This is a genomic window from Flavihumibacter rivuli (assembly GCF_018595685.2).
In the GTDB taxonomy this organism is placed as follows: domain Bacteria; phylum Bacteroidota; class Bacteroidia; order Chitinophagales; family Chitinophagaceae; genus Flavihumibacter; species Flavihumibacter rivuli.
Map to the genome: position 1 here is coordinate 3,996,512 of NZ_CP092334.1, position 23,555 is coordinate 4,020,066.

Annotated in this window: 19 protein-coding genes; 9 read left to right on the forward strand and 10 right to left on the reverse strand. The window is 48.1% G+C overall.

The window, feature by feature from the left end; all coding sequences use genetic code 11:
- Positions 1–142 precede the first annotated feature (142 nt).
- The 3 genes from mrdA to KJS94_RS16970 all read left to right on the forward strand — a co-directional run bounded on the left by mrdA (position 143) and on the right by KJS94_RS16970 (position 4,474).
- The gene (mrdA, locus tag KJS94_RS16960; RefSeq protein WP_214449256.1) at positions 143–2,230 is read left to right on the forward strand and encodes a penicillin-binding protein 2; all 2,088 of its coding nucleotides are present in this window, start codon (positions 143–145) and stop codon (positions 2,228–2,230) included.
- Positions 2,231–2,239: 9 nt separating this feature from the next.
- Positions 2,240–3,583 (forward strand): rod shape-determining protein RodA, encoded by a 1,344-nt coding sequence (gene rodA, locus KJS94_RS16965; RefSeq protein WP_214449255.1) that lies wholly within the window; start codon positions 2,240–2,242, stop codon positions 3,581–3,583.
- 147 nt (positions 3,584–3,730) lie between these two features.
- Positions 3,731–4,474 (forward strand): MBL fold metallo-hydrolase, encoded by a 744-nt coding sequence (locus tag KJS94_RS16970; protein ID WP_214449254.1) that lies wholly within the window; start codon positions 3,731–3,733, stop codon positions 4,472–4,474.
- A 44-nt stretch (positions 4,475–4,518) separates the two neighbouring features.
- Here the strand turns inward: KJS94_RS16970 and KJS94_RS16975 are convergent, their stop codons facing one another.
- From KJS94_RS16975 to KJS94_RS17010, 8 genes are all read right to left on the reverse strand, one after another.
- A complete protein-coding gene (locus tag KJS94_RS16975; RefSeq protein WP_214449253.1) occupies positions 4,519–4,920 on the reverse strand; it encodes a hypothetical protein in 402 nt (133 codons plus the stop codon).
- A gap of 5 nt (positions 4,921–4,925) precedes the next feature.
- A complete protein-coding gene (locus KJS94_RS16980) occupies positions 4,926–5,795 on the reverse strand; it encodes a hypothetical protein (protein WP_214449252.1) in 870 nt (289 codons plus the stop codon).
- Between the two features lie 31 nt (positions 5,796–5,826).
- On the reverse strand, positions 5,827–6,378 hold the full coding sequence (locus KJS94_RS16985; protein ID WP_214449251.1) for an RNA polymerase sigma factor: 552 nt from the start codon (positions 6,376–6,378) through the stop codon (positions 5,827–5,829).
- A gap of 118 nt (positions 6,379–6,496) precedes the next feature.
- The gene (locus KJS94_RS16990; RefSeq protein WP_214449250.1) at positions 6,497–7,453 is read right to left on the reverse strand and encodes a transketolase family protein; all 957 of its coding nucleotides are present in this window, start codon (positions 7,451–7,453) and stop codon (positions 6,497–6,499) included.
- Positions 7,454–7,535: 82 nt separating this feature from the next.
- Positions 7,536–8,591: a UDP-glucose 4-epimerase GalE gene (gene galE, locus KJS94_RS16995; protein WP_214449249.1), complete on the reverse strand. Its 1,056-nt coding sequence runs from the start codon at positions 8,589–8,591 to the stop codon at positions 7,536–7,538.
- A 38-nt stretch (positions 8,592–8,629) separates the two neighbouring features.
- A complete protein-coding gene (rfbA, locus tag KJS94_RS17000; RefSeq protein WP_214449248.1) occupies positions 8,630–9,505 on the reverse strand; it encodes a glucose-1-phosphate thymidylyltransferase RfbA in 876 nt (291 codons plus the stop codon).
- Positions 9,506–9,612: 107 nt separating this feature from the next.
- On the reverse strand, positions 9,613–10,650 hold the full coding sequence (locus KJS94_RS17005) for an inorganic phosphate transporter (protein WP_214449247.1): 1,038 nt from the start codon (positions 10,648–10,650) through the stop codon (positions 9,613–9,615).
- A 122-nt stretch (positions 10,651–10,772) separates the two neighbouring features.
- On the reverse strand, positions 10,773–11,417 hold the full coding sequence (locus tag KJS94_RS17010; RefSeq protein WP_214449246.1) for a DUF47 domain-containing protein: 645 nt from the start codon (positions 11,415–11,417) through the stop codon (positions 10,773–10,775).
- Between the two features lie 265 nt (positions 11,418–11,682).
- Between KJS94_RS17010 and KJS94_RS17015 the strand changes: the two genes are divergently transcribed.
- The 5 genes from KJS94_RS17015 (at position 11,683) to KJS94_RS17035 (ending at position 19,150) form a co-directional block, all read left to right on the forward strand.
- Positions 11,683–12,918, forward strand: a complete 1,236-nt coding sequence (locus KJS94_RS17015) for a porin (RefSeq protein ID WP_214449245.1) — start codon at positions 11,683–11,685, stop codon at positions 12,916–12,918.
- Between the two features lie 111 nt (positions 12,919–13,029).
- Entirely contained in the window at positions 13,030–14,343 is a 1,314-nt protein-coding gene (locus KJS94_RS17020; protein ID WP_239804203.1) for a porin, read from the forward strand.
- A gap of 118 nt (positions 14,344–14,461) precedes the next feature.
- Positions 14,462–17,248 carry a TonB-dependent receptor gene (locus KJS94_RS17025; protein WP_214449243.1) on the forward strand — a complete coding sequence of 929 codons (2,787 nt, stop codon included), beginning with the start codon at positions 14,462–14,464 and terminating at the stop codon, positions 17,246–17,248.
- Positions 17,249–17,293: 45 nt separating this feature from the next.
- Complete coding sequence (locus KJS94_RS17030; RefSeq protein WP_214449242.1) at positions 17,294–18,649, forward strand: beta-helix domain-containing protein; 1,356 nt, start codon at positions 17,294–17,296, stop codon at positions 18,647–18,649.
- Between the two features lie 60 nt (positions 18,650–18,709).
- Positions 18,710–19,150 (forward strand): hypothetical protein, encoded by a 441-nt coding sequence (locus KJS94_RS17035; RefSeq protein WP_214449241.1) that lies wholly within the window; start codon positions 18,710–18,712, stop codon positions 19,148–19,150.
- 274 nt (positions 19,151–19,424) lie between these two features.
- On the opposite strand, the gene KJS94_RS17040 is transcribed toward KJS94_RS17035, so the two are convergent.
- Both KJS94_RS17040 and KJS94_RS17045 read right to left on the reverse strand, forming a co-directional pair.
- Positions 19,425–20,468: a sensor histidine kinase gene (locus tag KJS94_RS17040; RefSeq protein WP_214449240.1), complete on the reverse strand. Its 1,044-nt coding sequence runs from the start codon at positions 20,466–20,468 to the stop codon at positions 19,425–19,427.
- 34 nt (positions 20,469–20,502) lie between these two features.
- Positions 20,503–21,189, reverse strand: a complete 687-nt coding sequence (locus KJS94_RS17045; RefSeq protein ID WP_214449239.1) for a response regulator — start codon at positions 21,187–21,189, stop codon at positions 20,503–20,505.
- Positions 21,190–21,337: 148 nt separating this feature from the next.
- On the opposite strand from KJS94_RS17045, the gene KJS94_RS17050 reads away from it, so the two are divergent.
- Positions 21,338–23,536 carry a hypothetical protein gene (locus tag KJS94_RS17050; RefSeq protein ID WP_214449238.1) on the forward strand — a complete coding sequence of 733 codons (2,199 nt, stop codon included), beginning with the start codon at positions 21,338–21,340 and terminating at the stop codon, positions 23,534–23,536.
- The last annotated feature ends 19 nt before the right edge of the window (positions 23,537–23,555 follow it).

A 23,555-nucleotide genomic window follows, 5' to 3' on the forward strand; every position in this document is an offset into this window, starting at 1 on the left:
AAGGGAACAGGGGGCTTTAGTGAAGGGGCAGTTAAAAAACATGGACAATTCTATCGGAACTCCACGCTGATTAACTTCGTATTTAGAAATTTTCATTGGACAAGGCTTTGAGATAGTATAACTATTCGAACTTCGATCGTACATGTCGGTATTCAATCAATCCAGAAGTACTGTAATCAGGCTGATCATGGCCGGGGTTTTCCTGGTCATCATTGCGCAATTGGTGAACCTGCAGTTATTCTCCAGTAAGTATAAGGCGCTTGCGCTTAATAATGCCGTATACCCAAAAGTGAAGTACCCGGACAGGGGGATCATTTATGACCGTAAGGGAAGGGCTATCCTGAACAATACCATCATGTATGACCTGGAAGTCACCCCTTCCCAGGTAAAAGGCGTGGATACTTTCCTGCTATGCCGCTTGCTGGAGATCGACACAGCAGAATTCAAGAAAAGGATCATTACATCCATTATCAAGAACGGACGTTACCGTCCAAGTGTATTTGAGGACCTGCTTCCCGAGAGTGTACATGCCCGCCTGGAAGAGAATATTTACAAGTTCCCCGGCTTCAGCCTGGTGGAGCGTCCTGTGCGTACCTATCCATTCAAGGCTGCTGCCCATATCATGGGGTATATCGGCGAGGCCGACTCCAGCATCATCAAGCGTTCTGATGGCTTTTACCGCCTCGGTGATTATGTTGGGAGAAGCGGACTGGAACAGTACTATGAGAAAGTGTTGATGGGTAAGCGGGGTGTGGAGTACATGATCAAGGACAACAAGAACAGGTTGGTGGGCAAATATGAGAATGGGCAGTTCGATACGGCGGCTGTGGCGGGAAGGAACCTCCGGACCTATATAGACGTTGAGGTACAACAGCTGGCTGAGAAACTGATGACGAACAAGGTGGGTGCGGTTGTGGCCATCGAACCCAAGACGGGTGGTATCATAGCCATGACTTCCGGACCCAACTATGACCCCAACCTGCTGACCGGACCCGAGAAGCAAAAGAACTTCAACAAGCTTTTCCTTGATGTGAGCAGTCCTTTGCTGAACAGGGCGATCAAGGGCCAGTATCCTCCAGGTTCTACCTTTAAGCCCTTGGGTGCCCTGGTAGCGCTGGATGAAGGGGTGATCACACCTTCGTTTGGTATAGGTTGCGGAGGTGCTTATTATGGATGTGCGCGCCCGGTAAAATGTACCCACTCCGGTGGCGGACATGCTGCCAACCTGCGCCTGGCCATCGCCAACTCCTGTAACTCCTACTTCTCCCATATCTACCGGTTAGCAGTAGACGCTGATAAATTCGGTGGCGTGAAGAAGGGCTACCAGCACTGGAAAGAATACATGAATGCATTTGACCTGGGCGTAAGGGTAGGGGTCGACCTGCCGAGTGAGGATAAGGGTAATATCCCCGACTCCTCCGTTTACAATAAGGTCTATCGCAATTCCTGGAATTCCTGTACCAACCTCACCCTCGGCATTGGCCAGGATATGATGTTGTCGACCCCGCTACAGTTGGCCAATGCCATGTGCATCATCGCCAACAAAGGCTATTACTATACGCCGCATTTTGTGGAGAAGTTCGATAACGAGACCAAGGAGGATACCCTGCTGAACAAATACAGGGTAAAGCATGAACCTTTGACCCGGATCCCTGATGAGGCCTTTGAGGCAGTAATCGCCGGTATGCAGGATGTGGTGGAGATCGGTACGGCCAGGGTGGCGAAGATCCCGGGTATCAATGTATGTGCCAAAACAGGTACGGCAGAGAACTACAGGGTGATCGACGGAAAGCGCACCAAGCTGAAGGATAACTCCGTATTCGTATGCTTTGCCCCAAGGGAGAATCCAAAGATCGCAATCGCGGTGATCGTGGAGAACGCCGGTTTCGGTGCAACATGGGCAGGACCCATTGCCGCCCTGATGATGGAGAAATACCTGAATGATACCCTTCGCCCGGAAAGGGTGAAGGAAGTGGATAGGATCGCCAGTGCTAACCTAATGCCGGGTTGGCTGGTAAGGGAGCAGTTCAAGCAGGATTCCATCAGGGCTTATAACTGGTACAAGCTCACAAAGGATTCTACCGTGTTGAGGCGCTTCATGAGGTCTGGCCAGCCTAAGCTCGATACAGGCAAGGCGCCGAAACCAAAGCCGCCAATAGGACGCGTGGCCTTCCTGAAGCCGGAAGCTATCCTGCCGGAAAAACAAAAACATAAACAGCAAGCTACATAGGTAACGTGTATGAGTCAGCGAAAACCTGAAATATCAAAAGGGGTAGATTGGTTGGTGGTATGGTTGTATATCATCCTGGTGGTGATCGGTATTACCAGCATCTTCGCCACCACCTACCGGGAAGGCGATCCAGTTATCTCCACCTTCCTTTCCCTAAAAACAGATTACAGCAGGCAATTGCTGTATTTCGCTATTGGCGGGGTTTTAGCCACCTTTATCCTGCTGACGGACAGTAAATTCTTTACCGCTACGGCAAACCTGTGGTATGCTTTCGGTATCCTGCTCTTGTTATTGGTATTCCCTTTCCATACGGAAGTGAAGGGAACCAAATCCATCATCAGGTTCGGTAGTTTCCAATTGCAGCCGGCAGAGTTGTGTAAGGTCTTTGTGAACCTGGCATTGGCCAAGTACTTGTCCAGGGTGGAGACAGATTTCACTAAGACCAAATCCCAGTTGATCGCAGCTTCCATAGCTGTTGTTCCAGCGCTGATCTCCATTTTACAAAGTGAGACAGGGTTGGCATTGGTGTATTTTTCCTTCTTCCTGGTAATGTTCCGGGAAGGTTTGCCTGCTGCCGTGTTGGTGATCGGCTTTTCGTTGGCGGTGTTGGTAGTGGCAACACTATTGGTGGAACCCAATACCCTGGCCATTATCCTTACAGTTATTGCTGCATTTGCCATCTATCTCTTGAGGAGGCAGATCAAGCGAAGGCGGCGGATCCTCGTTACCATTGTAGGGATTTGGTTTGTTTGTGTAGGTATCCAGCGTTTTGCAGTGCCTTTTATTTTTGAGAATGTATTACAACCTTACCAGGTGAAACGGATCTATGATACGATTGGTAAGGATTATGTGCCAAAGGATGCGGCAACGGCCATGGAGATCGAGCAGAAAGACCAGGGCAAGAAAAAGGATGATGGGGATTACAACGTTAAGCAAAGTAAGATCGCCATTGGAAGTGGCGGGTTCATTGGAAAGGGCTTGCTGAAGGGTACGCAAACACGTTACGATTTTGTGCCGGAACAGCGGACGGACTTTATCTTTTGTACCATAGGGGAGGGTTTTGGTTTTGTGGGGAGTATCATATTGCTGGGTATTTATTTCCTGCTACTGATGCGGATCATTACCATAGCAGAACGGCAACGAAGTGTTTTCAGCCGATGTTATGCCTATGGGGTGGCCTCCGTGCTGTTCTTCCATATAGCCATCAATATTTGCATGACCATCGGCCTTGCCCCGGTTATCGGTATTCCCCTGCCCTTCATCAGTTATGGTGGTACGGCCCTGCTCACCTTTACTGTCCTGCTTTTCATTTTAGTGCGCCTGGATGCTGACCGTCAGATGGTATTGCGATAAAGCAGGCTGGCGCACGCTACAGTGAAGGTATTTTGTAGCGTAGATGGTACTGTAACGAACCTTCTTCTTGCCATTATAACCAATTGTGCTGGTAGGGTTCAGGGGGTTCGGCCAAAATGCCGAAATTTGCCATTCCAAAAAATAAGCATGAAAGTCATTCCCCTTTCCGAAGGTTCCTTTACGATAGATAAGTCAAAGCTGTTCGTGCCTTTCGACACGGAAAGGGATGACCTGCAGGAACGTTCCATCGGGAGTTTATTGGTAGAGGTCCAGCCCTTTGTTGTGGTAACCTCCGAAGATGTATTGTTGCTGGATGCCGGCCTGGGCTTCGAACGCCATGGGGTGCTGCAGGTCCACCAGAACCTGATGGATGCGGGTATTAACCCGGGTGAGGTAACGAAGATATTAATGACCCACCTCCATAAGGACCATGCCGGAGGGGTGAGTAAACTCAATGAACAAACCCGGCATTATGAATTGGCTTTTCCCAACGCTAAATACTACATCCAGAAAAAGGAACTGGAATTTGCTTTCGAAAAAGGCTTCCCTTCCTATATCCCCCACGAGATAGAAATGCTGAAGGATAGCCCGAATGTAGTGCTGCTGGATGGTGATGGGGTGATCAATGGGTATATCAAGTACCAGGTGGTGGGCGGCCATTGTCCTTTCCACCAGGTGTTCTGGATCGTGGATGGAGGGGAGACGGTTTTCTTTGGTGGGGATGTAGCCCCCCAATTACAGCAGATGAAGAGCCGATTTGTAGCCAAGTACGACTATGATGGCAAACGCTGTATGGAATTGCGGCAGGAATGGTGGCAGAGGGGGCAGCAGGAAGGTTGGGAGTTCCTGTTCTACCATGATATCAAGACACCGGTTTATAAGGCTGGATAAAAAAGGAAGGTTATCCCCGTCCTCCTTCACCCTAACGGTGAGGGTCAGTTGATATTTTTTCTCCGTTCCATTTTCCTTTCCATCAGTTCCCGCTGTATGTGGCTGTAGAATTCTTTTTCTGCCTTGAAGAATTCATTGGCTTTATCGGGGTTAAGCGCCTTGCTGAATTCCGGATGGTACTTTTTGCGGATGGCGAGTAATTTCTCCTCGCGCTCCAATTCATTATTTCCGTCGCGGTACTGCAGTTGGGTAGACCTGAACTCTTCGGTATACTTGTTGTAAACCGGCCAGAATCGTTGAGCTTCCTCTGTAGAAAGGTTCAGTCTCCTTGTGAGGTAGGCCACTTTCAGCGCTTCCAGTCTTGCCTTCTGTTCAGGCTTGGGCTGTGCAAGGCCTGCTGCTGAAAGGGTGAATAGAAAAGTAATGAGTATAAAAAATCTTTTCATTGTCGTTAGTTGATCGTTGATGATGGTTTGGCCGAATGTTCACTCAGGTATTGCTGCAACACATCATCACTTATGTCTTCCAATAAATAGTGTACATCCGACTCATTCAATTTTACTGAACTGGCAATCGTGTTCTCCTGGAGCAGGTCGGCCTGCGGGTCGATGAATTCCTGGATGGCTTCCTCGCTCAACTGGCTGATCTCCTTTTCTACCTGGTGGGTGGCACTCACTTCGGCCAGTGCACCGGACTGGTTATCCTTGTTGGTGTACCACCAGCCGCTAATGGCCAGGGCCCCGGTCAGGATGGCGGCTGCGGCATAACGAAGCCACCTGTTGGTGAAACTGATCACCTTGCCGGCGGGCTTAATCTTATCGATCAGCTGCGAAGGCAGTTTCCCGAAGTATCCATCCGGCACCTGATAGGTAGGCTTGTTTTTCAGGGATTGCAGCAGGGGTGAAAGGTTTTCCAACTCTTCATTGACCACCTCAATGGCTTTTGCCCCTTCCACAATGGTGTCAGGAAGGGAATCAAAATAGTCATCCGGTACCTGGTAAGGATTTGTTTTTCCAATGTTTTCCAGTGCTGGGGGCAATTGTTCTTCTTGTCCCGCTTCCATGGTCCTGATCCTGGATAGGATATTGGTGGCCAGGTTATCGAAATATCCTTCGGGAACGGAGAAGGGCGCATCATTGACAGCTTTTGGGCTGTTGCCGGAAGCAACTGCATTCCCATCCTGCCGAAGATGACCGATCATTTGCAGGGGGAAGGCATCGAAATAACCTTCGGGAACGGAATAAGGCAGCTGCCGTGGCTGTTGGGCCACCAGCTTGCTGATCATTTCCAATTCCTGTTGTATTTGTTCTGCCTGGTTCATTGCCTGTTAGACTATAGAAAAGTTAAAAAGTTTAATGGTTCAGTAGGTAATCCTCAATTTTTTTTACCGCATGATGGTAGGAGGCTTTCAGCGCCCCTTCCGAGGTCTCCAGGACCTTGCTCATTTCCTCATAGGGCATCTCGTCATAATACCGCAGGTTGAAAACGATGCGCTGTTTTTCCGGCAAGCGCTGGATGGCCAGTTGCAACTTCCACTCTGCTTTTTTGCCATCAAAATCCTTATCCGCCATTACCCTATTGCTCAGGCCTTCCTCCACATCGCCCAGTGGTACGGAGGCTTTCCTTTTCTGCTGTTCCAGGAAGTTCAGGCATTCATTTGTTGCGATCCTGTATAGCCAGGTATACAACTGGGCGTCTTCCCGGAAATTGGCCAGGCCATTCCATACCCTGATAAAAACATTTTGCAGCACATCATTGGCATCCTCATGATCCACCACCATGCGCCTGATATGCCAATAAAGGCGCTCCTGGTACTTCCGGATGATGGCCGTAAAAGCCTTTTCCCTCGTATCCTGTTCCCTGAATTGAAGCAGCAATTCCTGGTCTTGGTGACTGGTGGACATAAAGTTCGTATCGTTTGTTAGGAATTAGACCAATGCCTAAGTTAAAGGTTTAACCGGAAGGCAGGATAACAAAAAAGGGCTGTCGCACAGACAGCCCTTAGTATGATGAATACCTTTTTTATTTCCTTGCCATTGCCTTTTCAGCAGCAGCCACAATATGGCTCACGCCAAGGCCGTACTTCTCGAGCAGTTGGGTTGGGGTGCCACTTTCCCCGAAGGTATCGTTGGTGCCAACGAATTCGATAGGGGTGGGCAGGTTCAGGGCCGCGGTGCGGGCAATGCTTTCGCCCAGGCCGCCCAGGATATTGTGTTCTTCCACTGTAACCGCGCAACGGGTCTTGGCCAATGACGCCAGGATGGTCTTTTCATCCAGCGGCTTAATGGTGTGTACATTCACCACCTCAACACTGTGGCCTTTTTCCTGCAGTTGGCGGGCCGCTTCAATAGCGTGCCATACCATATGGCCGCAGGCAAAAATGCTTACATCCGTTCCTTCATTGAAAACCTGTGCCTTGCCGATCTCAAAAGGCATGCCTTCGGTAAAGATGGGCCATACCGGGCGGCCAAAGCGCAGGTAAACCGGACCTTCGAATTCTGCTATGGCAAGGGTGGCAGCCTTGGTCTGGGCATAATCACAAGGAACGATCACCGTCATGCCGGGCAGCATTTTCATCATGCCGATATCTTCCAGGATCTGGTGGGTGGCGCCGTCTTCCCCGAGGGTAAGGCCGGCATGGGATGCACAGATCTTCACGTTCTTGCCTGAATAGGCAACAGATTGACGGATCTGGTCATATACCCTGCCGGTAGAAAAGTTGGCAAAAGTGGTCGTGAAAGGGATCTTGCCGCCAATGGTAAGACCGGCTGCAATACCGATCATATTGGCTTCCGCAATACCACACTGAATGAAACGATCCGGATTTTCCTTGATGAACTGGTTCAGTTTCAGGGAGCCGGCTAAGTCAGCTGTCAGTGCTACCACATTGGGATTGGTCCTTCCCAATTCAGTCATTCCATCGCCAAAACCACTCCTGGTATCTTTTTTACCTGTAACCTGGATATCTTGTAAGGTCATGTTGTTTGGGTTTCAATTTTTCAAAAGCGGAACAAAGGTAGGGGCTGGAGCTTAAATCCGCCATCGTTTCCCCTTTTTTACCTTAATTAAGGCTGGCGTTCTGCTCGGTATGAAGGGTTTCATCCTCCTTCAACTTCAGCTCCCATTGCCAGGCCGTACGCATCATATCCTCCAGGTTGTATTTTATTACCCAACCCAGTTCATTCACCGCATGTTCATTATTGGCATAGATCGCAATAACATCACCCGGGCGCCTTGGGCCGATCGTATAATTCAATGGAACACCGCTTACCTTTTCAAAGGCCTGGATGGCTTCCAATACGGTTACCCCATTGCCGGTACCCAGGTTGAAGACTTCGCATTTCTTCTTGGACACTCCTTTTTCCAGGTATTGGAGGGCAAGGGTATGCGCATGGGCGATGTCTGAAACATGGATGAAGTCGCGGAGGCAACTGCCATCCCGGGTGTCGTAGTCATTCCCATAAACGGTCATTTGACCGATCTTGCCAATGGCGCTTTGGGTAATGGCAGGCACCAGGTTGGCGGGGCGGCCTATTGGCATTTCACCGATCAGGTTGCTCGGGTGTGCACCCACCGGGTTGAAATAGCGCAAAAGGATACATTGTGTTGGGTTTACTTTCGCATATTCACTGATGATCTGTTCCCCCATCTGCTTGGTATAGCCATAAGGCGATTCAGCAGGTTTGGGAGGCGTCTGTTCGGTAACCGGGATTTGATCCGGGTTGCCATATACTGTACAGGAAGAAGAGAATACGAAGTTCGGAACATTGAACTCCTGCACACATTTAAGGAGGTTGAGCAATGAAACAATATTGTTTTCGAAATACATCAGGGGTTGTTCCACAGATTCCCCTACTGCCTTATAGGCTGCAAAATGGATGATACCGGTAATGTCCTCATTCTCCTGGAAGATGGCATGCGTGTCATCAAAATTGCAGAGGTCTACTTTGTAGTTCTTGATCTTCCTGCCTGTGATCTTTTCCACGCCTTCCAGGATCCTTAGTGATGACCTGGAATTGTTGTCGACAGATATAACATCAAAGCCGTTTTCAATAAGGTCAACAATGGTATGTGACCCTATGAACCCACAGCCTCCGGTTACAAGAATTTTACTCATGGTTGGTTTAATTGGTTATTTGGTATTGACCTGTTGGATTATTTACTGGAGTTTTCGTTGAGTACTCCCATGATATACTGGCCATAGCCGCTCTTGAGCAATGGCGTGGCAATGGCCTTGAGTTGTTCATCATTGATGAACCCTTTTCTCCAGGCGATCTCTTCGATACAGGCGATCTTAATGCCCTGGCGTTGCTCTATGACCTGGACAAACTGGGAAGCCTGCATCAGGGAATCGAAGGTGCCGGTATCCAGCCAGGCAGTTCCCCTGTCCATGATGGATACCTTTAATTTTCCACGGCGGAGGTATTCCCGGTTCACATCCGTGATCTCGTATTCCCCGCGGGCACTGGGACTAAGGTTCCGGGCTATCTCCACCACTTCATTATCATAAAAGTAAAGTCCGGGCACGGCATAATTGCTTTTGGGTTTTGCCGGTTTTTCTTCAATGGAGATCACCTGCCTGTTCCTGTCGAACTCCACTACGCCATAGCGTTCCGGGTCGCTTACATGGTAAGCATAGACGATGCCGCCGTCAGGGTTGGTATTGCCTTCCAGTTGTTCACCAAGGCCACTACCATAAAAAATGTTATCCCCCAGGACGAGGGCTACCTTATCCTTGCCTATAAAGGGGGCGCCAATGACAAAAGCCTGGGCAAGGCCATTGGGTGCCGCTTGTTCGGCATATTGGATGCTGAGGCCGATCTGGCTGCCATCGCCCAGTAAGCGCTGGAAAAGGGGCAGGTCATGAGGGGTGGAAATGACCAGGATCTCCCTGATGCCAGCAAGCATCAATGTTGACAATGGATAGTAGATCATGGGTTTGTCGTAAACCGGCATGATCTGCTTGCTGATCGCATAGGTAATGGGGTGCAACCTGGTTCCTGAGCCCCCGGCCAGGATAATGCCTTTCATAATATAAAGTCTTGTTGGTCTGTAAAATCGCCCCAAGATAACCTCTTTTTGACAGCCTTCAGTGTAAAAAAGGCATAAAAAAAGCCCGCCGAATGGCGGGCTAAGTATCAAAACAAGGCTTTTATGATGTAGTAGACTGCTGCAGCGAAGACAGCACTAACCGGAATGGTCAGGATCCAGGCCCAGAGCAGGTTGATAGTAACACCCCATCTCACTGCCGACAGACGCTTGGTAGCACCAACGCCGATAATGGCACCGGTAATGGTGTGGGTGGTACTAACCGGGATACCGAGGTGTTCGGTCAGGTAAAGGGTAGCAGCACCGGCAGTTTCAGCGGCAACGCCTTCGAGCGGGGTTACCTTGGTGATGCGGGTACCCATGGTCTTCACGATCTTCCAACCCCCACTGAGCGTTCCCAGGCCAATGGCAGTAAAGCTGGCGATGGGAACCCATCCATATGCATTGACGAAAGCGTTGAAGTCCATTTCATTACCCTTCATTTTTTCGTGGTAGATGATGGCGGCACCGATGATACCCATGATCTTCTGGGCATCGTTACCACCATGACCAAGACTAAAGAGGGCGGAAGACACCAACTGTAACCTGCGGAACCATTTGTCAGCCTTGTATGGCGTGACCTTCCGGCAGATATTCAGGATGATGACCGTGATGATATAGGCGACGATCATACCTACGATCGGGGCCATGAAAATAAACAGGAAGGTAGGGATCACTTTTGCGTAGTTGATCACATCTTCCCCATTCTTGGCCAGTCCACCTGCATGGGCAATGGCAGCACCCATGAAACCACCCAATAAGGTATGGGAGGAACTGGATGGGATACCGAACCACCAGGTGAGCAGGTTCCAGCCAATGGCAGCGATCAGGCCGGCACAGATCACTTCCAATGTAATGAAGTTCTCGTGCACCGATTTGGCAATGGTATTACCGATCTTGAATTCGCCTACAATGTATTTGGAAACAAAGAAAGCCGCGAAGTTGAAAACCGCAGCCCAAAGCACCGCCTGGAATGGCGTAAGTACCTTGGTAGAAACGATGGTGGCGATGGAATTGGCCGCATCATGGAATCCATTGATGTAATCGAAAACCAACGCCAGAATAATAATTATGACGAGAAAGGTCATGTTGTATTATTTTTTAGGAAGGATGGGGGCCGATAAGCTGTGTTATGCTTATGGGTTGCTGAGAAATGAAAAATAGTTAGCGTTTAGCCACATTTCCACATCTTCACATCCTCTCATTATTATTAGGCGTATTTGATAATGATGGACTCGATCACGTTGGCAGCGTCTTCGCACTTATCGGTCACGATCTCCATAACCTGGTAGATCTCGCGCTTCTTGATCACTTCCTTGGCATCTGGCTCTGTTTCAAACAAGCGATCGATGCTGAGGTCGAAAATATCGTCGGCCTGGTTCTCGATGCTGTTTACTTTTACCAGGGCATCAGTGATCTGGCGCATATTCTTCATATTGCGCAGTTCAATTACGGCGTTTTTGATCTGCTCAGCACCTTGTTCGATCAGGTCAGCCATTTTCTGGATGCCCGGATCGTTGGGGTTAACCTTATAGAAATTGATCTTCTTGGCAGAAGCGAAGATGTAGTCGGCAATATCATCCAGGGCGGTTGCCAGGTAGTGGATATCCTCGCGGTCGAATGGGGTGATAAAGTTCCTTCCCAATTCGGTGAAGATCTTGTGGGTCAGGTCGTCGTTAACGTGTTCCAGGTCTTCCATCTTGGCGATCAGGCTCGCCCTTTTGTCAAAATCGGTTTCGCTAACCACGTCTTTCATCAGTCGGCCCATTTTGGCCACTGTGTTGGCTACTTCTTCAAACAAGGAATAGAAAACTTTATCCTTGGGGGTGAATAGTTTTAGGATGTTAAGAGCCATAGTAAAAATTTGCGCAAAAATACTCCCCTTATATGGTTGATATAGCTCCCGGGTGTTTGGTAATAATTTCTTAACATAGGAGTTCATTCCGGCTGAAAATCAAGCCGGGAAAGATTTTTATCGGCTTGTGTGATTTTTGTCACTGGATATGTTGTTAACACAAACATCATCAAAAGTTAATATTGGTAATGATTTCTTAACACCAACTCGACCTACCTGCCAGATGCGGAAGGCTACCTTTGCGCGCTGTTAATAATTACTTCATATGAAATTAACATTGGACTCTGGGTGGTTAGCGAAAATGGCAATAATATTATCGGTTGCACTTTTTCAATCCTACACTGCAGGTGCACAGGACACCCTTAAGACAGCAAAGCCACAGCCACCAAAAAAGTGGTATGAGACTTTCAGCATCAGGGGTTATGCACAAGTGCGCTACAACAGGCTTCTGGAGACAAACCCTAAACTCAAATGCGAACAATGCGACCGCAGTTGGGGCGAGAATGGCGGATTCTTCCTCCGCCGGATAAGGGTGATCATTAGTGGTAATATCTCTGACAGGGTTTACTTGTATATCCAGCCTGACTTTGCTTCATCCGCTTCAACTACGGGTCTTCATTTCGGCCAGATCAGGGATGCCTATTTTGATGTGGCCTTTGACAAGAAAAAAGAGTTCAGGGTAAGGCTTGGCCAGAGTAAGGTGCCTTTTGGGTTTGAGAATATGCAGAGTAGCCAGAACCGATTGCCCCTTGACCGTAATGATGCCTTGAATAGTCCCTTATCCAATGAGCGGGACCTGGGTGCATTCCTGTACTGGGCACCTGCCGAAAAGCGGGAACTACTGGCGAGTTTGGTGAGTGATGGATTGAAGGGTTCCGGAGATTATGGTATCGTTGGATTCGGTCTATATAATGGTCAGACTGCCAACCGTCCGGAACTGAATAACTCCCCACATGTGGTAGGTCGTTTTACCTGGCCAACCAAACTGAAGAATGGCCAGATTATTGAAGCAGGTATCCAGGCGTATACAGGTAAATATGTTGTTTCTGATACTTCCAGGGGTGTAAAAGTTGTCAATCCCAATGGATCTTACAAAGATGAGCGCGTTGGCCTGACCTTTGTTTTGTATCCCCAACCCTTTGGTATCCAGGCTGAATACAATTGGGGAACTGGTCCCGAATATGACCCTGCAACCAATTCTATCCGTCAAACCGGCTTGAATGGGGGCTACATCCTGGCAAGCTATATGCTTAAGCCCGGAAATCATGTCCTCATACCCTTCAGCAGGTTCCAATACTATGATGGCGGCAAGAAGCACGAGTTGGATACCAGGTCATACGGTGTAAAGGAGTTTGAGCTTGGGGTAGAGTGGCAGGTGAACAGGAACTTCGAATTTGTGGCCATGTATACCATATCAGACCGTCGTTTTGAGGATGGGAGGACACCTGTCAATCACCAGAATGGACGCCTGCTGAGGCTCCAGGCCCAGGTGAATTTTTAAATAGCATTTTCAGCCGTTTAAGAATAAGCAGGTTGTACCGGATAGGTATAACCTGCTTGCTTTTATGTATTCTATGGAATGGACTTAGCTTTATTTCAACTACATTATTATATGTTACTAATTCATATGGCCAGGCTACGAATTGCCTTTTTCATCATTCTTCTGCTGTCGCTGGCCGGTTTGGAGGCCAGAGCCCAATTCCTCATGGATATGGTGGATACCAGCAAGGATATGGGTAAGAATATGCTTGGCCTTTACCAGAAATACAATTACCTCCGTATCAGCGGCTATATCCAGCCCCAATTTCAATGGATACAGGAAAAGGGGGCAAAAACATATAGCGGGCCTGATTTTCCCGCTAATTCAAACAATCGCTTCATGCTCAGGCGGGGTCGTTTCCGTTTTGACTACGCAAGGTTCAATAAGGATGATAAGGCTTCCGTTCATTTTGTGATCCAGATAGATGGTACAGAGCGCGGTGTATTTATCCGCGATCTTTGGGGTCGGGTATACGAGAACAAGTTTGAGGTCTTTGGTCTGGCCATGGGTATGTTTGCCAGGCCTTTCGGGTATGAAGTAAACCTTTCTTCGCAAGACAGGGAGTCTCCTGAAAGGGGCCGGATGTCCCAGATCCTGATGAAAACAGAGCGCGACCTGGGTGCCATGCTGAGTTTTGAACCGAGAAAGAAGGGCCATAAATGGAGCTGGTTAAAGATCGACGCAGGGATTTTTAATGGACAGGGATTAGCGGGACCGGCAGAGTATGATTCTTATAAGGATTTTATTACCAGGGCCAGTGTGAAACCAAGGAAAGTAGGGAACAGTGTTAAACTATCTGGTGGATTGTCTTACCTGAATGGTGGTTTTGTGGAAAATTCAAAGTACCGCTATACCATGGCCAGTGAAAATGGCAAGCCTTTATACCAGGTCGATTCATCAGGGTCCAATGTTGGGTCAAAGGCACCGCGGAAATATGCCGGGGCAGATATCCAATGGGAACTCAAGCGCGGCAAGGGTTCAACCATCCTTAGGGCCGAATATTGGAAAGGTACCCAATCTTCCACAGCCCAGACCAGTGAAACCCCGGGAGTCCCGCCAGGTGATCCAATTTATGTCAGGCCTTTCAATGGGGCATTCTTCTATTTACTTCATTCCATTGGGAAACACCAGTTGGGGGTGAAATACGATTGGTATGACCCTAATACAAAAGTGTCCGGAACACAGATCAATAAGGAAGCCGGCAATTTCACCAGTGCAGATATCCGCTACAACACACTTGGTGCAGGCTATATCTATTATATGAGTGATAACCTGAAGCTGGTGTTATGGTATGATTGGGTGAAGAATGAAAGCACTTCGTTGAACGGCTTCGAGAAAGACCTGAAAGATAATGTACTGACTTGCAGGTTGCAATTCAAATTCTAATCCTTTCAAGAGGGTTGGTAACATTCCGGTAATACTGGCGTCACAATTCGTTAATCCTCGATTAACAGGGCGGTAACATTGGGCTGGTAGTTTTGCGCACAAATAAATTACCTTAGTTGTGAGCAAAAAATTACTCAGTCTGTTGTTGTTGGTGTTGGTGGCTTACCTGCCGGTGTTGGCACAAACAACAGTTAAACTCAGTGGTAAAGTAATCAATACCCGTAATGAAGCTGTTCCAGGCGCAACAGTTATCATCCCTGGCACCCAGCGTAAGACCGCAGCCGATGTAGAAGGACGTTTTTCTTTCTTGTTGGAAGTTGGCAAGAAATATACGATCCAGGTTTCCAGTGCCGGCTATAGCTCCAAATCTTTAGAAGATGTTGAAGTAAAGGCGGGTGATGACAATACTGTTACCGTAGTGCTGGAAACCAAGTCTGAATTGGGAGAAGTAGTGGTAAGGACCTCTGTGAAAAAGGAAACCACCAGCGCCCTGATCAACCTCCAAAGGAATAATACGGCAGTATCCAGCGGTATTGCGGCCGACCTGATCAAGCGGACTCCTGACCGTACTACCGGCGAAGTACTGAAGCGCGTAAGTGGTGCCAGTATACAGGATAATAAATTTGTGATCGTTCGTGGTTTGAGTGACCGTTATAACGCAGCATTCATCAATAATGCACAGTTACCAAGCTCTGAACCTGACAGGAAGGCTTTCTCTTTCGATGTGATCCCCGCCAATATGATTGATAATATCATTATCAACAAAACGGCTACTCCTGAGCTGACCGGTGAGTTTGCAGGTGGTCTGATACAGGTTCAAACAAAGGATGTCCCTTCCAGGAATTTCCTTTCCATAGGTGCCCAGTTAGGTTTCAATACCAACTCTGCATTCAAGGATTTTACCAGCAATCCCCGTAGCAGTACTGACTGGCTGGGTTGGGATAATGGTAACCGTAAGTTGCCAGCAGGCTTTCCCGCCACCAGGGTGGAATATGCAGGTTTGACAACCGACCAGCAGGTAGAAAAATCCAAACTCTTCAATGACCAGGTTTACCAGCAACAGACTGTTACTGCCCTGCCCATCCAGCAATACAATATTTCCTACGGTTCTGCCAAAAGCCTGAAGAATGATGCGAAACTTGGTTTCATCGCTTCTGTGGTTTACCGTAATGCCCAATTGCGTTATGATGTAAGCCGCCAGTTCAACCAGGCCGATGGTACCCCCATCTTTAATTTCCTCGATAACCAGAACAGGTACCAGACCAATATCGGGGCCCTTGTTAACCTTACCTACTCCCAGAAGAACAATAAGATTTCCTTCAAGAATATTTTCAACAGGTTCTTTGATGATAACTTCTTCGAGCGAAATGGGTTTAACACCAACAGGAACCAGGATATTAACTTTTATTCTTCCTTCCTGAACCAACGTAGTTTTTACAGCGGCCAGCTGGAGGGTGATCACCAGTTGAACTGGAAGCGCATCAAGTTCAGGTGGAATGCCGGTTATTCACTGGTAACCCGTACACAGCCTGACCTTAGGACACAGCAGTATGTAAAATCCAGCACTGCGAATGAGTTTGAGATCGACCCCGATGATACCCGTCGATTTTTTTCTGACCTGAAAGACCATACCCTGACCGCTTCCGGTGCCTTTACTGTACCGTTTGAGTTGTTCAAACAGAAGCACAACCTTAAGTTCGGCGGATCTTCCATTGTTCGTTTCAGGGACTTCAACTCACGCATCTTCCGCTATATTGAGACCCCGCCGATCGAGTCATTCGATAAAGACCTGGCCTCCCTGCCATTTGATAAGATCTTCCTTACTGACAATATCCGCAGGGGTGGATTCGTGTTGGATGAGTTCACCAACTCGCAGGATAAGTATTATGGGATCTCCGCGATCAACTCCGGCTTCCTTTTATTTGATAACAAACTCAGTGATGATATCAGGTTGGTATGGGGTGCTAGATTGGAGTTCTTTGAGCAATACCTGAACACGGAATTGGACGCCAAGGAAGTAAACCTCAACACAGAAACATGGGACTTCCTTCCTTCACTTAACCTGACCTGGTCGCTGAATACCAGGAATAACCTCCGTTTCGCAGCTTTCCAAACGGTTGCCCGTCCGGAGTTTCGTGAGATCGCGCCTTTCGCGTTCTTCGATTATGAAGCGAACTATGGTGTATCCGGTAATCCTGACCTGAAGCGTACCAAGATCCTGAACCTTGACCTGCGTTATGAAATGTATCCAGCAGCTGGTGAGACCTTCAGCATTGGGGCATTTTACAAGAGCTTCACTGACCCGATCGAATTCAGGCTTGACCCGGGTTCCAATGCGGACCGTCGTTTGTACTTCTACCAGAATGCCGGAAGTGCCAATACCTATGGTGCGGAACTGGAGATCAGGAAGAATATGGGCTTCCTCAGCAAGGGTAGCCAGTTCTGGAAGAATGTGACCGCCTTTGGTAACCTAACCTACCTCTTCTCCGATGTAAGTTTCCCGGATGAGGTTTCCGGCCAGCCCGTGAACAGTAACCGTCCTATCCAGGGCCAGTCGCCTTACCTGATCAATGCGGGTATCCAGTATTCTTCTGAGAAATACCTGAATGCCACCATCTTGTATAACCGAATCGGACCCCGCCTGGCATTGGTAGGGAATACCGAATTCCCTGATATCTATGAACGCCCCCGTCATTTGCTGGATTTCCAGTTGTCAAAGCGTATCCTGGATAAGAAGGGAGAACTGAAACTTACCTTCTCAGATATCCTGAATAATCCTATCTACCTCTATGAGAATGTAGGTGGCAGCAAGGAGTTCAATGGCAATGACAGGATGTTCAGCAGCTATCGTCCGGGTTCCACCATCTCTGTAGGCTTTACTTATGATTTCGACCTGAAAAAATAACATAGCAACCTAAACTGAAAACAAAAAAATTAAACGCGATCTGATATGAAATTGCTTAAACAAATAACCATTGCAGCGATCAGTGCCTTGTCTTTCGCTTCTTGTATAAAAGTGGAAGTAGGTGATGAACAAGTGACTAATCCGCCTGTAGACCCTAATTCCAATGTGCTTACCGGAACTATTGACCAGAGCACTACCCTGAAAAAGGGAACATGGATCCTGAAGGGATATGTATATGTGAACAATGGCGCTATCCTTACCATTGAGCCAGGCACTATCATTAAAAGTGATGTTACCCTGAAGGGAGCCCTGATCATTGAGCGTGGTTCTAAATTGATTGCTGAAGGAACCCCTTCAGAACCTATCGTGTTTACCTCTGGAAAAGCTCCCGGCGAGCGCAGTCCTGGTGATTGGGGTGGTGTTATCCTGTTAGGTAATGCCCCTACCAACAGGCCTACTTCACCTGCTCCGATCGTGGAAGGCGGTGTTAACCGTCCTTATGGCGGAACCGTAGCGAATGACAATAGCGGCAGTTTGAAATATGTGCGCATTGAATTCTCTGGTATTGCGGCTGAACCCGGCTCCGAGATCAATGGCCTTACCCTTGCCGGTGTAGGTTCAGGGACTACCATTGAGAATGTCCAGGTTTCCTACGGTGCTGACGATGCATTCGAATTCTTTGGGGGAACAGTGAATTGTAAGAACCTGGTAGCAATTGGAACCATGGATGATGACTATGATTTTGATTTCGGTTATGTGGGTAAGATCCAGTATGCCGTTGCCCTTCGCGATAAGCCTTCTGATACTGACCAGGCTAATGGTATAGAGTGTGACAATAACGGAGCGGGTGACCTGGTAGAGCCTTTTACCCGTCCTGTCCTTTCCAACCTTACCCTGATCGGACCTTATGATACCACTGGATCTTCTTCCAACCACGGCTTTAGCAACCGTTGGAGAAGGGCTACCCGTTTTGTCCTGCGCAACTCCATCCTCATGGGACATAGGAAGGCCGGCTTCTCCATGGAGTCTGCGGCTACTGCACAGGCTTATAAGGATGGTTTGTCTGAGTTCAAGAACAATATCGTTGCTGTTTATGCCAAGCCTTACAATGCGCAGGATGCTGCTGCACAGGGTGTGATGTCCAGTGCTGACATCAAGACCAAAGCAGAAACTGTAGACGGTTGTCGCACTTTCGCTTCCCGTGATGATGTTCAGTTGACGGACCCATTCAACCTGACTGCTCCTAATTTCCTTCCCAAGGCTGGTTCTCCTGCCTTGACTGGCACAGACTTTACAGGATTGGATAACTTTTTCACCCCCACTACCTTCGTAGGCGCATTTGGTACGACCAACTGGCTGCAAGGCTGGACAAGTTTTAACCCGAAGTCTAACGTTTATTAATAAGTTTCACCTTTAATCCAAACCGTTCCGGGTTTCCGGAACGGTTTCTGTTTTTAGTCTATGAAGCGTTTGTTGTATTCTATACTGTCCATGCTTTCCATGTTGGCTATGGCATGCGGTGAAAGGCCGGATGGTCGCGTGAAGGGTGCAAGCTTGTACCCCGAGCTGGTGCTGACAGACAGTGTGCAGGTGATCTATTATGACACCCTTGGCGAGGAAAGGAATTTCACCTTTTTCAGTAGTACGGACACTTCCATCATTGCACCTGTCGTGAAGGATGCCAGTGCAATGACCATTGATACGACCACCTGCCCAAAAGAAGGGAAGATCTATTGTTTCGTAAAAGGGAATATCTATACCACCATTTATTTTTCTACAGGAAAGGGAGGCTGTTCCCCTCATTTCCGTTGCATCAGGGATGCGCAGTTGTATTGTTTTTCCATGTCCGAAAGATCGAGGGAATTGTTGACCGGCAAGCGGTCCAGTGCAGTTAGGCCCTAAGGCATTTCTTCATGATTCGCTAATCTTCACACAATACTGGCTTAACATGACCATACTATTTTTGTTCCAGCAGTAGTCAATGAATTGGTCAATACTGTTGAGCATCAAGATCAAGATTTTTTCTCATGCAGTAGCCAGGGTATTTCCATATCCTGGCTTTTTTGCCGGTATATGCACCGTCGCTGTCGTATGGATATTCCTTTAGCTGTCTGGTCAAATTAAAATGGGGCATCCGCAAGATCGGATACCCCATTTTAGTTTTTATGCTGAATGGTTAACTCAGGGCAAGTGTGAAACCTATGGTCGTTCCTACATCCGGTTTACTGCGCACATGCATACTTTCTCCATGTGCCTCCACAATGTGTTTACAGATGGCAAGACCAAGTCCTGTGCCCCCCTTGTCGCGGCTCCTGGCTTTATCGGTCCGGTAAAAACGCTCGAAGATCCGAAGGAGGTGTTCTTCTTCTATGCCGATGCCGTCATCGCTGATCTCGATCAGGGCCTTGTCCAGGTCTGTTTTGTAGATGCTCACTACAATTGACCCGCCCGGTTTTCCATATTTGGTAGCGTTCTCAATCAAGTTGATCAATACCTGCCTGATCTTTTCCTTATCTGCAAATACATTTACCGGAGATTCACAGCCTTTCTTGATGGAAGCCATGATCTCCTTCTGGTTGATCTTGATCGAGAGGGATTCCATTACTTCCCTTATCAGGTCCTGGATAACGAAATGCTGCTTGTACAGGACTTGCTCGCCCCTTTCCAGCCTGGATATCTCATCAAGGTCGTTCATCAGGTTAACCAAACGGTCAACATTGCGGCTGGTGTTTTCGAGGAATTTCTTTCGGATGTCCGGGTTGTCCATTGCACCTCCCAGCAATGTGTCCACATATCCCTGGATAGCGAAAATGGGTGTCTTGAATTCGTGCGCCAGGTTCTGGAGGAATTCCTTGCGGAAGGCTTCGTTTTTTTTCAACAATTCAATTTCCCCCTGCCTTTGTTGTGCCCACTTCTCCACATCCTGGCTAACCTCATCGATGCTCTTTTGGGGTACGACATACTTATTGTAGAACTCTTCCCTTTTGGTTGCCTTGGTTTGGTAGATAAACTTGTAAATGAGCTTTATCCTGCGGTATATGAATTGTTGGAGAAAATAAAAGATCAGCAGGTAAGCAACAAGGAAAAGAACGGCAAAGGATGCCAGCGCGATCTGCCATGACTTCAAAAGGATCAGGTTGGCCAATCCAACCAGCAGTGAGATGGAGAAAGCATTGATGGCCGCTACCTGCCTGGGGGAAAGGTTTTTCAGATTAAACATGGTATGGCTAATATAGCGCTAAAGGTGGAAAGGTTCAGAGGTCAAATTTGTAGCCCACACCCTTCACCGTAGTGATGCAATCGAGTCCCAGTTTTTGCCGGATCTTTCGGATATGTACATCTATGGTGCGGTCCCCTACAATCACTTCATTGCCCCAAACCTGGTTCAGGATCTCATTGCGGAGGAATACCCTGCCCGGCCTTGAGGCGAGAAGGTAAAGTAGTTCGAACTCTTTCTTGGCCAGCAGGATCTCATTGCCATCTACTTCCACCACGAATTTTACCGGGTCGATAACAATATTGGCAACTTTCAGAATGCCATTGTTATCGGACTCCTTCTTCTGTATTCTTCGGAAAAGGGCATTCACCCTGCTGAGCAGTAATTTGGGACTGATAGGCTTGTTTACATAGTCGTCTGCCCCGGTATCCAGACCCTTCATCTGGGAACTTTCATCACTGAGGGCGGTCAGGAAAATGATCAGGGTATCCTTAAAAGCCGGCTGGGTGCGGAGGATCTCACAAACCTCCACGCCGCTTCTTTTAGGCATCATGATATCCAGGATAATGAGGTCGGGTTTTACGGTCTTGGCCTTGGCTAGTGCTTCATCTCCATCCTTTGCTGTGTATACTTCGTAGCCTTCGTTGACCAGGTTATACTGGATGATCTCCAGGATATCGGGTTCGTCGTCGGCTATCAGGATCTTTTTGCCCTTGTTGTCCATTAACAATTTATTTACGCAAAGTTAACCACCCGTCATATCGGTAGCGTCCTGCCTTAATTATGAAATTGTTAACTGGTTGAGCCTGTTAACTTAAGGTTATGACCATGGATATACGAAGACCCCTAGTTTTGTCGTTATGGTCATGCCTATGGTTAGAAATCTACTCTTTTTACTTTTGTTTGGCAGCGCCTCGGCGGGACTTGCCCAGGCCGGAAGGCCCGATTATCCTGTGGATAAGGGTCGCCTGCTGTTCCATGAAAACCTGGATAAAGAGCAGGAAAAGTTGTTCAATTTCAATGGTGCCAAAGTAAGGGGTATTGTACCCCTTGGACATGATGAATCCATCAATTCCCAGATCAGGTATGCCCTTACCGACCAGGTAGATGCCCTCCAGAAACAGTTTGAGCTGGATTCAGCCCTGGGCGATAATGCCAAGAAAAAATACCTGAAGGGTTTGGAGATCCTCGTGAAAACCTACGGCAGTTCCACCAATAGGAGGGAATTTTCCCCGGTTTTGGGTCCCTCGATTGTATCGGCCTTTGATGCGGCGGTTACCCTCGACAGGAGGAACAAGAGTATTGAACCTATTGTACAGGGGAATACCTACTGGGTGGGAAAGATCATCGTGGACTGTTTCTCCTATCCCGAGAATATTGGGGTGCCGGCCAGCAGGAAAGTGCTGACCACCAAATTCCTGAACCAGTACCCTGACCGGATCATGCCCTACCTGAGGTCAAATATTACTTACCCCGGCCGTGATAGCCTCATTGCGGTAGTGGCGCGTAGGGATCCCCGTAAGGTGTATGATTATGCCGCGGCCAATGATGCCCTGGCCAGGTATATCAGGATCCATCCCGATCCCGTGGTGAAGGTGATCGCCGAGATGGCCTCCAGCAAAAGCGGCCAGCAGTACTTCCCCTTCATTGATGAAATCTACAGGGGTAAGATGACCCTGGACGACCTGGACAAGGTCAAGGATAATGACCAGGAATACTATAAACTGATGGTCAAAACCCGCCTTTCCTATACCGCCAGGTTGTTGCAGAAGGATACCCCAATGGAAATGCAGGCCCTGATCCAAAAGATGGGCGACAAGGCAAGGAATTATTACATCTCTGAAATAAACGGTTTGCACAATTCGCCTGACCCTGTAAGGTTCAAACGGATCGAAAACCTGAATCCCCAGGAACTCTACTACCTCTGTGTGTTGGGTGAGGATGAGATCTACACCTCCAGCTATCGTGGCGTGTTCAAAAGGATCATCCAGAAACTCAAGGGTGTACCCACAGACAGTCTTTTCATGAGCGTGAACTTTGATTATTTCCGGAAGTTCATCAAAATGGCAGCAGCGTACAATGAGTTGGATACCCTGCTTAAACTCATGCCGGACTCCAATGCTACGGTGCTCATGAAGTCGTTCATGTTCGGCCTGGAGAAAAGCACCAACCTCGACAATGTGGAAGACGCAGTGGATGTGGCCGATGCTTACAGCAGTATTGTGGAGAAGAACAAGGAGTTGGCCGCTTCCATGCTACAGGAAGCCAGGTGGAACTATGATCGTTGCCAAAAGAATGGCGACCTGAATGGCCAAAAGATCTACTTCATAGAGAAGACCCTTTTTGAATCCGCAGATTCTTCCAATAATATCAACCTGTCCACAACATTGGGCATTGCACCGGTATATACAGTTGACTATAACAGCCTGACTGATTCAGCCGGAAGGGTGGTGCAACAAGTGTTCTTCTATGGTGATGATGATAAGGACGGGCAGAATTCCTATGCGAATTTCATGACCCTGTTCAGGGGTAAAGCGGACTGGTCCATCCAGGAGAACCCGGATTATGTGACCATCAAATCCACCAAGGGTAAGCCGGTTTGGATCTTCGCCAATAAACCCTTGTATGGCGAGGATGATCCTGATGCCAAAGCCCAGGAGAAACTTGCGGAATACCTGGCCAAGAACAACCTGGAGCCTACCATCTTCATCCACCGTGGCCATAGTTACCATGTGAAATCATCACTGGCACAGATCATGCCCAGCGCAAGGGTGGTGATCCTTGGATCCTGTGGAGGCTATAATAACCTGAACGATGTGCTGACCATCAGCAATGATGCGCATATTATTTCTTCCAAGCAGATCGGTACAAGAACAGTGAACGAGCCTATCCTGAATGCGATCAATACCTCGCTGCGCAATGGTAAGAATATCGACTGGATCCCGATGTGGCGCGACCTGAGCAAACTCTTTACCGGTGAAAGCAAGGAGCGCTTCGATGACTATATTCCTCCCTATAAAAACCTCGGTGCCATTTTCATCAAGGCCTACCGCAACCAGACGGCGGAATAGGGTAGGGTTCAATGCATTT

Excerpts from the sequence above, each read along its gene's own strand:
- galE (WP_214449249.1), bottom strand. The coding sequence starts at position 8,591 with ATGAGTAAAATTCTTGTAACCGGAGGCTGTGGGTTCATAGGGTCACAT.
- rfbA (WP_214449248.1), bottom strand. The coding sequence starts at position 9,505 with ATGAAAGGCATTATCCTGGCCGGGGGCTCAGGAACCAGGTTGCACCCC.
- KJS94_RS17045 (WP_214449239.1), bottom strand. The coding sequence starts at position 21,189 with ATGGACAACAAGGGCAAAAAGATCCTGATAGCCGACGACGAACCCGAT.
- KJS94_RS17015 (WP_214449245.1), top strand. The coding sequence starts at position 11,683 with ATGAAATTAACATTGGACTCTGGGTGGTTAGCGAAAATGGCAATAATA.
- KJS94_RS17040 (WP_214449240.1), bottom strand. The coding sequence starts at position 20,468 with ATGTTTAATCTGAAAAACCTTTCCCCCAGGCAGGTAGCGGCCATCAAT.
- KJS94_RS16980 (WP_214449252.1), bottom strand. The coding sequence starts at position 5,795 with ATGAACCAGGCAGAACAAATACAACAGGAATTGGAAATGATCAGCAAG.
- KJS94_RS16970 (WP_214449254.1), top strand. The coding sequence starts at position 3,731 with ATGAAAGTCATTCCCCTTTCCGAAGGTTCCTTTACGATAGATAAGTCA.
- KJS94_RS16985 (WP_214449251.1), bottom strand. The coding sequence starts at position 6,378 with ATGTCCACCAGTCACCAAGACCAGGAATTGCTGCTTCAATTCAGGGAA.
- KJS94_RS17035 (WP_214449241.1), top strand. The coding sequence starts at position 18,710 with ATGAAGCGTTTGTTGTATTCTATACTGTCCATGCTTTCCATGTTGGCT.
- KJS94_RS16990 (WP_214449250.1), bottom strand. The coding sequence starts at position 7,453 with ATGACCTTACAAGATATCCAGGTTACAGGTAAAAAAGATACCAGGAGT.
- KJS94_RS17050 (WP_214449238.1), top strand. The coding sequence starts at position 21,338 with ATGGTTAGAAATCTACTCTTTTTACTTTTGTTTGGCAGCGCCTCGGCG.
- KJS94_RS17005 (WP_214449247.1), bottom strand. The coding sequence starts at position 10,650 with ATGACCTTTCTCGTCATAATTATTATTCTGGCGTTGGTTTTCGATTAC.
- KJS94_RS17020 (WP_239804203.1), top strand. The coding sequence starts at position 13,030 with ATGTTACTAATTCATATGGCCAGGCTACGAATTGCCTTTTTCATCATT.
- KJS94_RS17010 (WP_214449246.1), bottom strand. The coding sequence starts at position 11,417 with ATGGCTCTTAACATCCTAAAACTATTCACCCCCAAGGATAAAGTTTTC.
- KJS94_RS17030 (WP_214449242.1), top strand. The coding sequence starts at position 17,294 with ATGAAATTGCTTAAACAAATAACCATTGCAGCGATCAGTGCCTTGTCT.
- mrdA (WP_214449256.1), top strand. The coding sequence starts at position 143 with ATGTCGGTATTCAATCAATCCAGAAGTACTGTAATCAGGCTGATCATG.
- rodA (WP_214449255.1), top strand. The coding sequence starts at position 2,240 with ATGAGTCAGCGAAAACCTGAAATATCAAAAGGGGTAGATTGGTTGGTG.
- KJS94_RS16975 (WP_214449253.1), bottom strand. The coding sequence starts at position 4,920 with ATGAAAAGATTTTTTATACTCATTACTTTTCTATTCACCCTTTCAGCA.